This is a genomic window from Halovulum sp. GXIMD14793, assembly GCF_054457435.1.
Map to the genome: position 1 here is coordinate 1 of NZ_JBTLNE010000077.1, position 13,774 is coordinate 13,774.

The following is a 13,774-nucleotide window of genomic DNA, read 5'->3' on the forward strand; positions in this document are numbered from 1 at the left end:
GAAGGCTGAAAGGATACCGGCGCATCTTCTCAAGGTTCGAAAAGCTGGACGTCATGTACCGCGCTTTCCTGAATTTCGCCCTAATCGTCGATATGATTAAGTGTTAACAGGCCCTAGTCTGACAGCATCAGATGAGGCGTTGCCGGGGTGCTGCGTTTGGCTGTATCAGGACGCTCGCATCTGTTTGAGAGGTTTCGGCGATGAAGGCATTTTCACTCGGGGGTAAGACGGCGCTGGTGACCGGCGCAAATACCGGTATCGGGCAGGCCATCGCCGTGGCGCTGGGTGCGGCGGGGGCGCATGTGATCTGTGCCGGGCGGTCCTCTTGCGAGGCGACGGTTCAGATGATTGCGCAGGCTGAGGCGATGACGCTGGACTTCGCCGATCCGATGGCGGCCAAAGATGTGTTTGCCGATCGGTCGATTGACATATTGATCAACAATGCCGGTATCATCCGCCGCGCCGACAGCACCGATTTCACCGAAGCGGACTGGGACGATGTCATCGACGTCAACCTAAAGGCCGTGTTCTTCACCTGTCAGGCCTTCGCCAAGGCCCTTCTGGCCCGGGCGGCGCCAGGCAAGATCGTCAATATCGCCTCGCTGCTGTCCTTTCAGGGCGGCATCCGTGTGCCGTCCTATACGGCATCGAAACATGGCGTTGCCGGGCTGACCAAATTGCTTTGCAACGAATGGGCCGGGCAGGGGATCAATGTAAACGCCATTGCCCCGGGCTATATCGAGACCAACAACACCAACGCCCTGCGCGCGGACCCGGATCGTAACAAGGCCATTCTTGATCGCATTCCGGCGGGCCGGTGGGGCCGTCCTGACGATATCGCGCAGACCGCCGTTTACCTCAGCGCGCCGGCCTCCGATTATGTCAACGGCGCGGTTCTGAATGTCGATGGCGGCTGGCTGGCCCGGTAACGGGGGCTGCATGGGGGCGAAAACCGGGGCCTGCCTTTCCTCCCTTGGCGGGTCCGGCGATATGACCTACACATTTTGACAGGCAATAGAATTGGGAGGGCCGGGTATGAAATTCGTCAGGTTTGGAGGGCGTGGACAAGAACGACCGGGGTGCCTTGGCCCTGACGGGGTCTTGCGCGATCTGTCGGCTATCACGCCCGATTTCGAACGCGACGCCGTGTCTTGCGAGGCGCTGTCTGCCCTGGCCGCACGTGATCTGACCAGCCTGCCTGCGGTGCCCGATGGCACGCGTTTGGGCTGCGTTTTGGCCGATGCGCTGAACTTTTTCTGTGTCGGCCTGAACTATGTTAAACATGCCGAGGAAACCGGGGCCGTCCCGCCGAAGGAACCGGTGCTCTTCTCCAAAGCAACCTCGACCTTACATGGCCCCTTTGACGAGGTTCTGATCCCCCGCGGCGGCACCTCCACCGATTGGGAGGTGGAACTGGGCATCGTGATCGGCAAAGGCGGCAGCTATATCTCCCAAAGCGATGCGCTGTCGCATATCGCGGGCTATTGCATCGTCAATGATGTCTCTGAACGGGTCTTTCAGCGCGAGCGCGGCGGCCAGTGGATCAAGGGCAAATCCGCACCGACCTTCGGGCCATGCGGCCCCTATCTTGTGACCCCCGACGAAATTCCGAATGTGCAATCTCTGCAGCTGACGACCAAGGTGAACGGAGAGCTTCGCCAGAACAGCAATACCGACGACATGATCTTCCCGGTGGTCGAGATTGTATCCTATATCTCTCAGTTCATGGAATTGCGGGTCGGGGATCTGATCGCCACCGGCACCCCCTCGGGCGTCGGCATGGGATACACCCCGCCGCAGTTTCTGAAGCCCGGCGATGTGATGGAGCTTGAGATCGAGGGTCTCGGTCATCAGCGTCTGCCTGTGGGGGCGGCGTGATGTCGGGGGCCGCGTTCAAAGCCGCCCTTGCCAGGGGCGACCGGCAGATTGGCCTTTGGGTCAGCCTGTGCAGCAATTACACAGCAGATGTGCTGGCCGATATCGGCTACGACTGGCTGCTGGTCGATATGGAACACAGCCCCAACGATATGGCGTCTGTCCTGTCGCAATTGCAGGCGCTCAAGGCGGGGACATCGACGGCCATCGTGCGCCCGGCCTGGAATGATCCGGTGATGATCAAGCGTGTTCTGGATCTGGGGCCGGACGGTATTCTGCTGCCCATGGTGCAATCCCCAGAAGAGGCTGCCGCCGCAGTCGCGGCCTGCCGGTACCCGCCACAGGGCGTGCGCGGTGTTGCGGGTGGCATTCGCGGCTCGCGCTTTGGTCGGGACAAGGGTTATTTCCAGAAGGTCGTCGAAAACACCGCCATTCTGGTTCAGGTCGAAACCCACGAGGCCATGGGCCAGGTCGAGGCTATTGCCACCGTGGACGGGGTCGATGGGGTCTTTTTTGGCCCTGCGGATATCGCCGCCTCGCTCGGGCAGTTGGGACAACTATCCGATGATGGGCTATGGGACTCCATTCTTGAGGCGGCGGCGAAGGTCCATAATCTTGGCAAACCCACCGGCACATTGATCGGTGAGCCAACGCGCGTGGAACAGTGCTTTCAGGGCGGGATGCGCTTTGTCGCCTGCGGCACGGATCTGGGTATTCTGGCAAGCGGCGCCGAAAACCTGCTGAACACAATTAAGGAGGGGTAGATGATCATTGCATTGACCGGCGCTGCTGGACGTTTGGGGTCGCATCTGCGCCCGTTTCTGGCCGAATTTGCGGATGAGCTGATTTCGACCGATATCACCCCGATTGACGATCTGGCCGCAAATGAGACCTTCCGTCAGGCCGATCTGGCCAATCTGGATGAGGTCGAAGCGGCGCTCAAAGGGGCTGACATGATCGTCCATTTCGGCGCTATCGGCGACGAAGCCTCCTTCGAAGAGATTTTCGGCCCGAACTTCGTCGGGGCCTGGACGGTCTGGGAAGCGGCACATCGGCTGGGGATCAAACGGGTGGTCTATGCCTCCTCGATCCATGCGGTGGGGATGTATTCCCGGCATGAACGTATCGGCGTCGATGCCCCGCACCGGCCAGATAGCTATTATGGGCTGTCAAAGTGCTTTGCGGAAAATCTGGGCCGCATGGCCTGGCAGAAACGCGGGATCGAGGCCGTGTGCCTGCGCATCATTTCCTGTGCGGCGGTCAATAATGAACGCAGTCTCGGCACCTGGTTGTCGGTGGGCGATCTGAAGCGGCTGGTCAAATCGGCCATCACCGCCCCGGTTGTCGGGTTCAGCGTGATCTATGGCGTCTCGAACAACGACCGTTGTCCCGTGGACAATTCAGGCGCTGCGCATCTGGGCTATGTCCCGCAGGACAACGCCGAGGTTTATGCCGAAGAGGTGTTGGTGGCGGCCGATCCTGATCCGACCGACCCGGCACAATTGCATCATGGCGGATTGTTCGCCCGGGTCGATCTGGGGGTCAGTGCCGCCTCGCAAATGGGGATTGTCGACGAAGGGAAAAAGTCATGAGCCGCGTTGCCCTAATCGGTTGCGGCAATATGGGCTATGCGATGCTGCGCGGCTGGATGGCCGCCGGGGGGCATTCGGTCACGGTGGTGGAGCCGAATGCCGATTTGCGCGACAGAGCGTCAGCCGAAGGGGCAGGGGTTCTGACCGATGCAGAGGGGCTGACCGAAGCCCCGGACCTGATCTTTCTGGCGGTCAAGCCGCAGATGATACCCCAGGTCGCCCCGACCTATGCCCGGTTTGCCGGTGGTGCGAGCACCTTTGTCTCGGTGGCGGCGGGAACCACGCTCGCCAGTCTTGCAGGCTGGCTGCCGGGCCCGACCCCGCTGATCCGCACCATGCCCAACACCCCCGCGGCGATCGGGCAGGGGATGCTGGTTTCGGTCGCCAATGATCTGGTGTCTGAGGCAACCCGGGACGTCGCAGACCAATTGCTTTCGGCCAGCGGTGAAACCGCATGGATTACGGATGAGGCGCTGATGGACGCGGTGACCGCCATCTCCGGTTCCGGCCCGGCTTATGTCTTTCATCTGATCGAATGCATGGCCGAAGCCGGGGAAAATCTGGGCCTGCCGGCCGAGCTTGCCCTGCAACTGGCCCGCCAGACCGTGGCTGGGGCCGGGGCGCTGGCGCGCGGCAGCGATGCGCACCCAGGTATCTTGCGCGAACAGGTGACCAGCCCGGGTGGAACCACAGCAGCCGCACTTGACGTGCTGATGGGTGAGAACGGTCTTGCGCCGCTGGTCACACGCGCAACAACCGCCGCCCGGGACCGAAGCGTCGCACTGGGCAGGTAGGGTGGGTTTAAACCCACCCTACACCCGCGCTCACGCGGTGGCGGGCATGGCGGGCTTTTCCCGAACTGGCAGGTGAACAATGGCGGAGAACGCGCCAACCCCGACACCGACCCACCAGACCTGATCGTAGGTTCCGTAGATGTCGTAAAGCTTACCACCCAGCCAGACCCCCAGAAACGACCCCAACTGGTGTGAAAAGAAAACGATCCCGTAAAGCGTCCCCATATAGCGCAACCCATAAATATGCGCGATCAGGCCCGAGGTCAGCGGCACCGTTGCCAGCCACAGCGACCCCATCACCACCGAAAAGACAATCACCGTCATCGGCGTCATCGGTGTCATGATGAACCAGGCCGCACAGATCGTCCGGCCCGTATAGATCGCCGCCAGCAGGTATTTCTTCGAGTGCCGCTTGCCCAGCCAGCCTGCGGTTATCGTCCCGACGATATTCGCCAGCCCGATCAGCGCAATGGAAAGCGCCCCCAGGGCCGAGGTTGTGGTCACCCCGATCCCGGCCAGGATGCCGCCCGGATCAATCGGGCCGCAAATCTCGGTCACAAAGGCCGGGAAATGAGCCGTGACAAAGGCCAGTTGATATCCGCATGAGAAAAAGCCGAGGAAAATCAAAGCATAGGTCGGATCACGAAAGGCGCGGCCCAGTATTTGCCCCATGCTTTCCTCAAGCTCTGCCTTGCTGGCCACCTCGGGGGAGCGGACCATGGGCAGAAGCAGCAGGATACCCATCACGATGGCCGCAAAGACCAGGAACACCCCGCTCCATGTCATATAGCCCAGCAGAAACTCCGCCAGCGGCGGCCCCACCACCTGCCCGCCAGAGCCTGCCGCCGTCGCAATCCCCAGCGCCATGGACCGGTTCTCGTCCGAGGCCGCGCGGCCAACCACAGCCAGCACCACGCCAAACCCTGTGCCCGCAACGCCAAACCCCACCAGCACCGCCAGCGTCTGGTGGCCAATCGGCGTGGTCGCATAAGCAGACAGCACGAGACCCAGCGCATAGATGAACGTCCCCCAGACAATCGCCTTGCGATCCCCGAATTTCTCAGCCAGCGCGCCAAAGATTGGCTGCCCGATCCCCCAGGCCAGATTCTGGATCGCGATGGCCAGCGAAAACTCCGCCCGGGGCCAGCCGAATTGTTCGGACACCGGGATCTGAAACACCCCGAAAGAGGCGCGGACACCAAATCCCAGCAACAGGATCAGACAACCGCCGATCAGGACCGGGGTGAAAAGGGGCGCTTTTGACTGGGACATATGGAAACCTCGCTGCCCATGAATTTGACTTCACCTGCGGCCCCCGTCAAAACATTTCCCGTGACCCCGCCCATTCCAGACCGGAATATAAAAGACACCATGACCGAAGGCCTGTTGCCGCAATACCGCGCGATGATCACCGAAGGCGCGTTGAAAAATGATCCCGCACAGCGGCTGGCGGTGGAAAAGCTGCAGCTTCTGCATACCCGTCTGCGCGATTATGAACCTGCAAAACCCAAGAAAGTCGGTCTTGGCCTGTTCGGCTGGGGCCGGGAAAAGGTGGTGCAGGCCCCGGTGCCCGGGCTTTATGTCTATGGCGATGTGGGCCGCGGCAAATCCATGCTGATGGACCTGTTCTACGAACATGCCAGCATTCAGCCCCGCCGCCGCATCCATTTTCACGCCTTCATGCAAGAGGCACATGAGGCGATCCGACTGGCTCGCACCGAAGGGGCCGAGGACCCAATTCCGCCCGTGGCCGAGGCCATCGCCGACAGCGCCACCCTGTTGTGTTTCGACGAAATGCAGATCAGCGACATCACCGATGCCATGCTGGTGGGCCGTCTGTTTGAACAGCTTTTTGCCCGCGGTGTTGTGATTGTGACCACCTCAAACCGGCACCCCGATGACCTTTACAAGGACGGGCTGAACCGCCACCTGTTTCTGCCCTTTATCAACCAGATCAAGGACCGGCTTGAGGTGCATCATCTGGATGGCGAGGCCGATCACAGGCAGGCGCAGATGCGCGGGCTTGAGGTCTGGCACAGCCCGCTGGATGCAGGGGCCAAACAGGCGATGGACACCGCCTGGACGCGCCTTTTAACGGGCGACAGCGCCCCGCTGGTGCTGCAGCGCAAAGGCCGCGATGTGGTCCTGCCACAGCATGCGGGCGGCGTGGCGCGGGCGACATTTTCCGATCTCTGCGCCCAGCCCTTAGGCCCGGGGGATTACCTTGCCATAGCCGAGGCGATACGGGTGCTGATCCTTGACGACATCCCCATCCTCAGCCCGGCGAACAACAACGAAGCCAAGCGCTTCGTCACCCTGATCGACGCGCTTTATGAGGCACATGTGCGCCTGATCTGTGCGGCCGCGGCCGAGCCTGATGCGCTCTACCCCGAAGGGACCGGTTCGTTTGAATTCCAGCGCACAGCCTCGCGTCTGGCCGAGATGCGCAGCGAAGACTGGCCGCCGAAAGACGATTGATACAGGTCAAGGCAGGGAGGCTTCGACGCTGGCAGATTAACACCGTCAGCACAACGAAGGGGCCGTCATGCACAAAATCCTGATCATCCTTGCCGCAGCACCGCTTGTTGCATCCACCGCTTCGGCGCAAGATGCCGGACGTGGACAAGAACTGGCGAAACGCTGGTGCAGCGCTTGCCATGTCGTTGGGGAAAACACGACCGGCGGCGACGCCGGTCCACCATTTGCAGATGTGGCTGTGGACGACACCCTGACCGATGACGGCTTGCGCCTTTGGCTTGCAGACCCGCATAGCCCGATGCCCAACCTGCAATTAAGCGAGCCAGAGATCAGCGACATCATCGCCTATATCCGGTCGCTCTGACTCTGCAGAAAACGGGCCACCAATAGTCACACCCTGCGAATTATCCACATTATATAGCGCTACACCTCTTGCCGTCAGGGGCCGAATCCCGTAACACTTAAATCCCGTGAGCAGTCATGCTGCTGCCAATCAGACAGCATCAATTTTATCGCGGGAGCCCCGGTCCATGGCCAGATATGTATTCATCACAGGCGGTGTTGTGTCATCGCTTGGAAAAGGCTTGGCCTCGGCTGCGCTTGGGGCGCTGTTGCAGGCGCGCGGCTATTCCGTGCGATTGCGCAAGCTTGATCCCTATCTGAATGTCGACCCCGGCACGATGAGCCCGTTTGAACATGGTGAGGTCTTCGTGACCGATGACGGGGCCGAGACCGATCTCGACCTTGGCCATTACGAACGCTTCACCGGTGTCGCGGCGCGCTATACCGACAGTGTGTCTTCGGGGCGGATCTATTCGACCGTGCTGGAGAAAGAGCGAAGAGGCGATTATCTGGGCAAAACGATCCAGGTTATTCCCCATGTTACCAATGAGATAAAAGACTTCATTCACGTTGGTGGCGATGAGGTCGATTTCATGCTGTGCGAAATCGGTGGCACCGTCGGCGATATCGAAGGCCTGCCGTTCTTCGAGGCAATCCGCCAGTTCGCGCAGGAAAAACCGCGGGGGCAATGCGTGTTCATGCACCTGACTTTGCTGCCCTATATCAAGGCCAGCGGAGAGTTGAAGACCAAGCCGACCCAGCACTCGGTCAAGGAATTGCGCTCCATCGGGCTGGCGCCGGATGTGCTGGTCTGCCGCTCCGAAGGGGTGATCCCCGAGAAAGAGCGTGAAAAGCTGGCCCTCTTCTGCAACGTGCGCCCCGACAGCGTGATCGCCGCGCAGGACCTGAAATCAATCTACGAAGCCCCGCTCGTCTATCACCGCGAAGGGTTGGATCAGGCGGTGCTGGATGCGTTTGGCCTTTCCCCGGCACCGAAACCGGACCTCAGCAGGTGGGTGGATGTGGCCGACCGCATCCACAACCCCGATGGCGAGGTGAAGATCGCTATCGTCGGCAAATACACCCAGCTTGAGGACGCCTATAAGTCCATCGCCGAGGCGCTGACCCATGGCGGCATGGCCAACCGGGTGCGGGTCCGTACCGAATGGCTGGATTCCGAAGTGTTCGAACAGGACAAGGATGTCGCGCCTCTGCTGGAAGGCTACAACGCGATCCTCGTTCCCGGCGGGTTCGGCGAACGTGGGACCGAGGGTAAGATCAAGGCCGCCCAATTCGCCCGCGAACGCAAGATCCCCTATCTGGGCATCTGTCTGGGGATGCAGATGGCAGTGATCGAAGCTTCGCGCAATCTTCTGGGCCTCGAAAATGCCGGGTCCGAGGAGTTCGATCACGAGGCAGGCGGCAAACGCTTTGAACCCGTGGTCTATCACCTCAAGGAATGGTTGGAGGGCAATCGCACCATCCAGCGCACGGTCGAGGATGACAAGGGCGGCACCATGCGGCTGGGGGCCTATAACGCCAAACTGACCCCGGGCAGCAAAGTGGCCGAGATTTACGGCAGCACTGATATCTCGGAACGTCACCGCCACCGCTACGAGGTGGACATCAAATACCGCGACAAACTGGAAGAGGCCGGTCTGACCTTCTCCGGCATGTCCCCCGATGGCCGCCTGCCCGAGATTGTCGAGGTCAGCGATCACCCCTGGTTCATCGGTGTCCAGTTCCATCCTGAACTGAAATCCAAACCCTTCGACCCGCACCCGCTATTTGCCGATTTCGTAAAAGCAGCCCTGGAACAATCGCGGCTGGTCTGAGCCGGGCAAAGCGCTTATATCCGGGTCATGTTGCAAAATCTCTTGAACCGACTGATCGGGGCGGAGCCGCCTCAGGACACCGAAACCGACTATCGCACGGCGATGGCAGCCTTGCTGGTGCGCTGCGCGCGGGCCGATGATGATTATGCCACGGCCGAGATCGAAACCATCGACCGGGTGCTCAGCGCGCGCTACGCTCTGACACCAGAGGCTGCTGCCGCCCTTCGGGCCGAAGGTGAGGCGCTTGAGGCTGAGGCAAACGACACCGTCCAGCTGACCCGCGCCATCAAGCAAGGCGTGCCTTATGAGCAGCGCTTTGCCGTGGTCGAGGCGCTGTGGCGTGTCGTTCTGGCCGATGATGACCGCGCGGCAGAGGAAAATGCGCTGTTGCGGCTGGTTACAGATCTGCTGGGGGTTTCGGATCGCGACAGCGGTCTGGCGCGGCAGGCGGCAGCGCGGGACTAGGCGGGCTCGGTCGTGGCCCCGACACCTCCCAAACGCCGCAAAAGGCGCAAGAAGGATCGCCGTCAGGGCAGCACACTGATCATCCTGTTCCTCATGTTGGGAATGATCCTGCCGGTAATGTCCGGCTTTGCGGGGGCGGCCGTGACCTATCTGTCGCGCCAGTTCAGCGAGGGCGGGCCGGATTGCGTATATCTGCGGGTGATTGATGGCGGCCGCATCCGCCTGCATTGCCGGGGGCCGGGCCTTGTCAGCGCAGAACTGATCGGCATCGACGCACCGGATATCTTTCAGCCGCAATGCGTTGGGGATCTGATTGGCGGCTACAATCTGCCCGCACGCCACATCATCCACACCGTTGGCCCTGTCTGGCAGGGCGGCGCGGCAGGGGAAGCAGACGCATTGACCGCCTGCTATAATAATTCGCTACAGCTTGCGATGGATGCCGGGTTGACCTCAATCGCGTTCCCCGGCATCTCAACTGGGATCTTTGGGTTTCCAAAAGACAAGGCGGCCCAGATCGCCGTTGGAACAGTCGCAGCGATCCGAAACGCGCCCGGCTCGCTGGAAAAAATTCTTTTCTGCTGTTTCGACCCCGAGGCGGCAGAACTGCATGAAGAGGCGCTCGATCAGATGCGACAGGGCCTGCTATGATAAAAAAACTGCTGATTGCCAATCGCGGCGAAATTGCCTGCCGCGTCATCGACACAGCCCGGCGCATGGGCGTCTCGACGGTTTCGGTCTATTCCGATGCGGACGCGGCTGCGCGCCACGTCGCCATGGCGGATGAGGCGGTTCGGATCGGCCCGGCCCCGGTGACGGAAAGCTACCTTTTGGGCGATGCGATCATCGCCGCCGCCCTTAGAACCGGCGCACAGGCGATCCATCCGGGCTATGGCTTTCTGTCAGAAAACCCTGATTTTGTTGATATGGTCGAAGCCGCCGGTCTGATCTTCGTCGGTCCTTCGGCCAAGGCGATCCGCGCCATGGGTCTGAAAGGTGCCGCCAAGGCCCTGATGCAGGAGGCAGGCGTGCCCGTCGTTCCCGGCTATCACGGCGACCGGCAGCAGGATGACTATCTGGCCGGGGAGGCTGACCAGATCGGCTATCCCGTGCTGATCAAGGCCGTTGCAGGCGGCGGCGGTAAGGGCATGCGCAAGGTGGACGCGCCCGCAGATTTCGCCGCCGCACTTGCCTCAGCCCGGTCCGAGGCCAAGACTGCCTTCGGAAACAGCGATGTCCTGATCGAAAAGTTCGTCACCAACCCGCGCCATATCGAGGTGCAGGTCTTTGGCGACGGCACCCAGGCGATCCACCTTTTTGAACGCGATTGCTCGTTGCAGCGCCGCCACCAGAAAGTTATCGAGGAAGCCCCTGCGCCGGGTATGACCGAAGATGTGCGAAGCGCGATGGGCGCTGCCGCCGTCCGCGCGGCCGAGGCGATCGGCTACAAAGGCGCCGGAACGGTGGAGTTCATCGTCGATGGCTCCGGCCCGCTGCGCACCGATGGTTTCTGGTTCATGGAGATGAACACCCGCCTGCAGGTCGAACACCCGGTGACCGAGGCGATCACCGGCGTCGATCTGGTCGAATGGCAGCTGCGTGTCGCCAGCGGCGAAAGCCTGCCCGCAGGGCAGGGCGAAATCACCATCACCGGCCATTCCTTTGAGGCCCGCCTTTATGCCGAAGACGCCGCTCGCGGCTTCCTGCCCGCCACCGGCCAGCTTGAGGTGCTGGAGTTCCCCGCCGATGCCCGCATCGATACCGGCGTGCGGCAGGGAGATGAAATCACCCCGCATTACGACCCCATGATCGCCAAGATCACCACCCACGGCCCCGATCGAACCGCAGCGCTGGCTGCGATGGACCGGGCCTTGTCGGCCACCGGCATTGCAGGCACCACGACCAATCTGGGCTTTCTATCCCGCCTGATCCGCCATGAAGGCTTTGCCCGGGGGCAGGTCGATACCGGCCTGATCGACCGCGAACAGGCCGCCCTGACCGAACAGGCCGCACCCGGCCCCATGGTGCTGGCCGCCGCCGTCCTGACCGCGATGGGCCTGCCCGACGCCGCGCGCACCGGCTTTACCCTGTGGCAACCACTCTGCCATCGTGCGACCCTGCAACTGGGTGAGGACACGCTTGAATGCAGCCTGCAACAACCAGCGCCCGGCCAGTTCGAGATCACTGCGGGGGAGACCTCCGTCACCATTACGGCAACCCGCGACGGCGCGCACTTGACCCTGACCAGCGACATCCGCCAGACCCTCTTTGCCGTCCGCTCCGGCGACCGCATCACGGTGCTGCGCGATGGCGAAGGCTATGTCTTCACTCGCCCGGCCCCCGGCGGCAGTGACGAGGCCGCCAGCGGCGATACCGTCACGGCACCCATGCCGGGGCTGGTCAAATCGGTCTCTGTCTCGGTCGGGGACCCGGTTGAGGCAGGCCAGCGCCTGATGGTGCTCGAAGCGATGAAAATGGAACACGCCCTGACCAGCCCGCGCGATGGCATCGTGGCCCGTGTCGCAGTGGCCGAAGGCACGCAGGTCACCGACGGCGCGCTGTTGATCGCCCTGGAAGACGCCGATGGCTGACCCCGTCACGATCTTCGAGGTTGGCCCCCGCGACGGCTTGCAGAACGAGCCGCAACAGATTGCAACCGCAGACAAAATCCGTCTCGTCGACATGCTCTCGGACGCCGAATGCCGCCGCGTCGAAGTCACCAGTTTCGTCAGCCCCAAATGGGTGCCGCAAATGGCCGACGCTGCTGAGGTGCTGTCCGGCATCACCCGCCACCCCGGCACCGCCTACACCGCGCTGACCCCGAACCTGCGCGGCTTTGAGGGCGCGCAAGCAGCAAGCGTGGACGAGGTGGCGGTGTTCGGTGCGGCGTCAGAAACCTTCTCCCAGCGCAACATCAACTGTTCCATCGCCGAAAGCCTGGACCGCTTCGCCCCCGTCATGCAGGCCGCCCGTGATGCGGATATCCCGGTGCGCGGCTATATCTCCTGCGTGACCGATTGCCCCTATGAGGGCCAGATCACCCCGTCGCAGGTCGCCCGCGTCGCAGAAACCCTGCTGGATATGGGCTGCTTTGAAATCTCACTCGGCGACACGATCGGCAAGGGCCAGCCCGAAGCGGTCGACGCGATGCTGAAAGCCGTGCTTGGCGTCGTTCCAGCCGACCGTCTGGCCGGGCATTTCCACGACACCGAAGGCCGCGCTCTGGACAATATCGCGGTCAGTTTGGACCATGGTCTGCGAGTCTTTGACAGCGCAGTCGGTGGTCTGGGTGGCTGCCCCTATGCGCCGGGTGCTGCTGGTAACGTCGCCACAGAGGCCGTTGTAAACATGTTGGAAAAGCGCGGTCACGCCACCGGCATAGATGTCACCAAACTTGCCAGCGCCGCCGATTTCGCGCGCAGCCTGAGGACACCGAAATGACCTACAAGACCCTTCTGCTTCAGACCGACGCGCGCGGCGTTGCCACCCTGACCCTGAACCGCCCCGAAAAGCACAATGTCCTGTCCGCCGAAATGATCGACGAGCTGCGCGATGCCGCGCGCTCGCTTGGTGCGGATGACGCTGTCCGGGTTGTGGTGCTGACCGGCGCGGGCAAAAGCTTCTGCGCGGGTGGGGATCTGGACTGGATGCGCGCCCAGTTCACCGCCAGCCGCGAGACCCGAATGGCCGAGGCGCGGCGTCTGGCCATGATGCTCTATGACCTCAACACCCTGCCGAAACCCCTGATCGGCCGGATCAACGGCACGGCAATGGGCGGGGGCATCGGCATAATGTCGGTCTGCGACAGCGCAGTGGTGGCAACGGGCGGCAAGTTCGGCCTGACCGAAACCCGCCTTGGTCTGATCCCCGCAACCATCTCTCCCTACGTTCTGGCCCGCATGGGCGAGGGCCGGGCGCGGCGCGTCTTCATGAATGCACGTATCTTCGGTGCGGAAGAGCTGACCGCGCTGAACCTCGCAACTCGCGTTGTAGAAATGGATGATCTGGACAAAACGGTCGAGGCCGAAGTCACCCCCTACCTGACCTGCGCCCCGCAAGCCGTCGCCCGCGCCAAAGCCCTGGCCCGCCGCCTTGGCCCTGCGATTGATGAGGCGCTGATCGAAGACACAATCGCAGCCCTAGCAGACACCTGGGAAGGCCCCGAAGCCCAGGAAGGCATCGCCGCCTTTTTCGAAAAACGCCCCGCGACCTGGGTGCTGGGATAATGCGCTATCTTTGGTGATTAGGCTCTGGGGCGCATAGGTTTGGTCTTGGGGGCGGTTTCAACGGGTGAGCGCAACACTTTAATCTTTTTGGAAAGATGGAGTGTGAGAGATGAAGTATCGAACGCGAACGTTTTACACCGACAAACAGAAATCCGAGATGTGGGATC

At 61.9% G+C, this 13,774-nt stretch carries 14 protein-coding genes and 1 pseudogene; 14 read left to right on the forward strand and 1 reads right to left on the reverse strand.

What is annotated here, in order from left to right; all coding sequences use genetic code 11:
• The 6 genes and pseudogenes from ACW9UQ_RS16830 to proC form a co-directional block, all read left to right on the forward strand.
• A pseudogene (locus ACW9UQ_RS16830) lies at positions 1 to 107 on the forward strand (IS5-like element ISCARN85 family transposase); the annotation flags it as partial.
• 93 nt (positions 108 to 200) lie between these two features.
• Positions 201 to 929, forward strand: a complete 729-nt coding sequence (kduD, locus tag ACW9UQ_RS16835; protein WP_458932172.1) for a 2-dehydro-3-deoxy-D-gluconate 5-dehydrogenase KduD — start codon at positions 201 to 203, stop codon at positions 927 to 929.
• 106 nt (positions 930 to 1,035) lie between these two features.
• Positions 1,036 to 1,878, forward strand: coding sequence for a fumarylacetoacetate hydrolase family protein (locus ACW9UQ_RS16840; RefSeq protein ID WP_458932173.1), 843 nt, complete (start codon positions 1,036 to 1,038; stop codon positions 1,876 to 1,878).
• Positions 1,878 to 2,639 (forward strand): HpcH/HpaI aldolase family protein, encoded by a 762-nt coding sequence (locus ACW9UQ_RS16845; protein ID WP_458932174.1) that lies wholly within the window; start codon positions 1,878 to 1,880, stop codon positions 2,637 to 2,639. Before ACW9UQ_RS16840 ends, ACW9UQ_RS16845 begins: the two co-directional genes overlap by 1 nt.
• Positions 2,640 to 3,467: an NAD-dependent epimerase/dehydratase family protein gene (locus ACW9UQ_RS16850; protein ID WP_458932175.1), complete on the forward strand. Its 828-nt coding sequence runs from the start codon at positions 2,640 to 2,642 to the stop codon at positions 3,465 to 3,467.
• On the forward strand, positions 3,464 to 4,261 hold the full coding sequence (proC, locus tag ACW9UQ_RS16855; RefSeq protein ID WP_458932176.1) for a pyrroline-5-carboxylate reductase: 798 nt from the start codon (positions 3,464 to 3,466) through the stop codon (positions 4,259 to 4,261). The genes ACW9UQ_RS16850 and proC overlap by 4 nt, the downstream gene beginning before the upstream one ends.
• A gap of 30 nt (positions 4,262 to 4,291) precedes the next feature.
• On the opposite strand, the gene ACW9UQ_RS16860 is transcribed toward proC, so the two are convergent.
• Complete coding sequence (locus ACW9UQ_RS16860) at positions 4,292 to 5,533, reverse strand: MFS transporter (protein ID WP_458932177.1); 1,242 nt, start codon at positions 5,531 to 5,533, stop codon at positions 4,292 to 4,294.
• A 99-nt stretch (positions 5,534 to 5,632) separates the two neighbouring features.
• Here ACW9UQ_RS16860 and zapE point away from each other — a divergent pair, with 99 nt between their 5' ends.
• The 8 genes from zapE to ACW9UQ_RS16900 all read left to right on the forward strand — a co-directional run bounded on the left by zapE (position 5,633) and on the right by ACW9UQ_RS16900 (position 13,607).
• Positions 5,633 to 6,739 (forward strand): cell division protein ZapE, encoded by a 1,107-nt coding sequence (gene zapE, locus ACW9UQ_RS16865; RefSeq protein WP_458932178.1) that lies wholly within the window; start codon positions 5,633 to 5,635, stop codon positions 6,737 to 6,739.
• Between the two features lie 67 nt (positions 6,740 to 6,806).
• Positions 6,807 to 7,103, forward strand: a complete 297-nt coding sequence (locus tag ACW9UQ_RS16870) for a c-type cytochrome (RefSeq protein WP_458932179.1) — start codon at positions 6,807 to 6,809, stop codon at positions 7,101 to 7,103.
• A 166-nt stretch (positions 7,104 to 7,269) separates the two neighbouring features.
• Complete coding sequence (locus ACW9UQ_RS16875) at positions 7,270 to 8,916, forward strand: CTP synthase (RefSeq protein WP_458932180.1); 1,647 nt, start codon at positions 7,270 to 7,272, stop codon at positions 8,914 to 8,916.
• A gap of 27 nt (positions 8,917 to 8,943) precedes the next feature.
• Entirely contained in the window at positions 8,944 to 9,381 is a 438-nt protein-coding gene (locus ACW9UQ_RS16880; protein ID WP_458932181.1) for a tellurite resistance TerB family protein, read from the forward strand.
• Between the two features lie 12 nt (positions 9,382 to 9,393).
• Positions 9,394 to 10,032: a macro domain-containing protein gene (locus ACW9UQ_RS16885; protein ID WP_458932182.1), complete on the forward strand. Its 639-nt coding sequence runs from the start codon at positions 9,394 to 9,396 to the stop codon at positions 10,030 to 10,032.
• Complete coding sequence (locus ACW9UQ_RS16890) at positions 10,029 to 11,972, forward strand: acetyl/propionyl/methylcrotonyl-CoA carboxylase subunit alpha (RefSeq protein WP_458932183.1); 1,944 nt, start codon at positions 10,029 to 10,031, stop codon at positions 11,970 to 11,972. Before ACW9UQ_RS16885 ends, ACW9UQ_RS16890 begins: the two co-directional genes overlap by 4 nt.
• Complete coding sequence (locus ACW9UQ_RS16895) at positions 11,965 to 12,822, forward strand: hydroxymethylglutaryl-CoA lyase (RefSeq protein WP_458932184.1); 858 nt, start codon at positions 11,965 to 11,967, stop codon at positions 12,820 to 12,822. The genes ACW9UQ_RS16890 and ACW9UQ_RS16895 overlap by 8 nt, the downstream gene beginning before the upstream one ends.
• Complete coding sequence (locus ACW9UQ_RS16900) at positions 12,819 to 13,607, forward strand: crotonase/enoyl-CoA hydratase family protein (protein WP_458932185.1); 789 nt, start codon at positions 12,819 to 12,821, stop codon at positions 13,605 to 13,607. Before ACW9UQ_RS16895 ends, ACW9UQ_RS16900 begins: the two co-directional genes overlap by 4 nt.
• Positions 13,608 to 13,774: the final 167 nt, after the last annotated feature.

What these genes read in the sequence shown, in the direction of transcription:
- kduD (WP_458932172.1), top strand. Translation starts at nt 201, where the DNA reads ATGAAGGCATTTTCACTCGGGGGTAAGACGGCGCTGGTGACCGGCGCA.
- ACW9UQ_RS16840 (WP_458932173.1), top strand. Translation starts at nt 1,036, where the DNA reads ATGAAATTCGTCAGGTTTGGAGGGCGTGGACAAGAACGACCGGGGTGC.
- ACW9UQ_RS16845 (WP_458932174.1), top strand. Translation starts at nt 1,878, where the DNA reads ATGTCGGGGGCCGCGTTCAAAGCCGCCCTTGCCAGGGGCGACCGGCAG.
- ACW9UQ_RS16850 (WP_458932175.1), top strand. Translation starts at nt 2,640, where the DNA reads ATGATCATTGCATTGACCGGCGCTGCTGGACGTTTGGGGTCGCATCTG.
- proC (WP_458932176.1), top strand. Translation starts at nt 3,464, where the DNA reads ATGAGCCGCGTTGCCCTAATCGGTTGCGGCAATATGGGCTATGCGATG.
- ACW9UQ_RS16860 (WP_458932177.1), bottom strand. Translation starts at nt 5,533, where the DNA reads ATGTCCCAGTCAAAAGCGCCCCTTTTCACCCCGGTCCTGATCGGCGGT.
- zapE (WP_458932178.1), top strand. Translation starts at nt 5,633, where the DNA reads ATGACCGAAGGCCTGTTGCCGCAATACCGCGCGATGATCACCGAAGGC.
- ACW9UQ_RS16870 (WP_458932179.1), top strand. Translation starts at nt 6,807, where the DNA reads ATGCACAAAATCCTGATCATCCTTGCCGCAGCACCGCTTGTTGCATCC.
- ACW9UQ_RS16875 (WP_458932180.1), top strand. Translation starts at nt 7,270, where the DNA reads ATGGCCAGATATGTATTCATCACAGGCGGTGTTGTGTCATCGCTTGGA.
- ACW9UQ_RS16880 (WP_458932181.1), top strand. Translation starts at nt 8,944, where the DNA reads ATGTTGCAAAATCTCTTGAACCGACTGATCGGGGCGGAGCCGCCTCAG.
- ACW9UQ_RS16890 (WP_458932183.1), top strand. Translation starts at nt 10,029, where the DNA reads ATGATAAAAAAACTGCTGATTGCCAATCGCGGCGAAATTGCCTGCCGC.
- ACW9UQ_RS16895 (WP_458932184.1), top strand. Translation starts at nt 11,965, where the DNA reads ATGGCTGACCCCGTCACGATCTTCGAGGTTGGCCCCCGCGACGGCTTG.
- ACW9UQ_RS16900 (WP_458932185.1), top strand. Translation starts at nt 12,819, where the DNA reads ATGACCTACAAGACCCTTCTGCTTCAGACCGACGCGCGCGGCGTTGCC.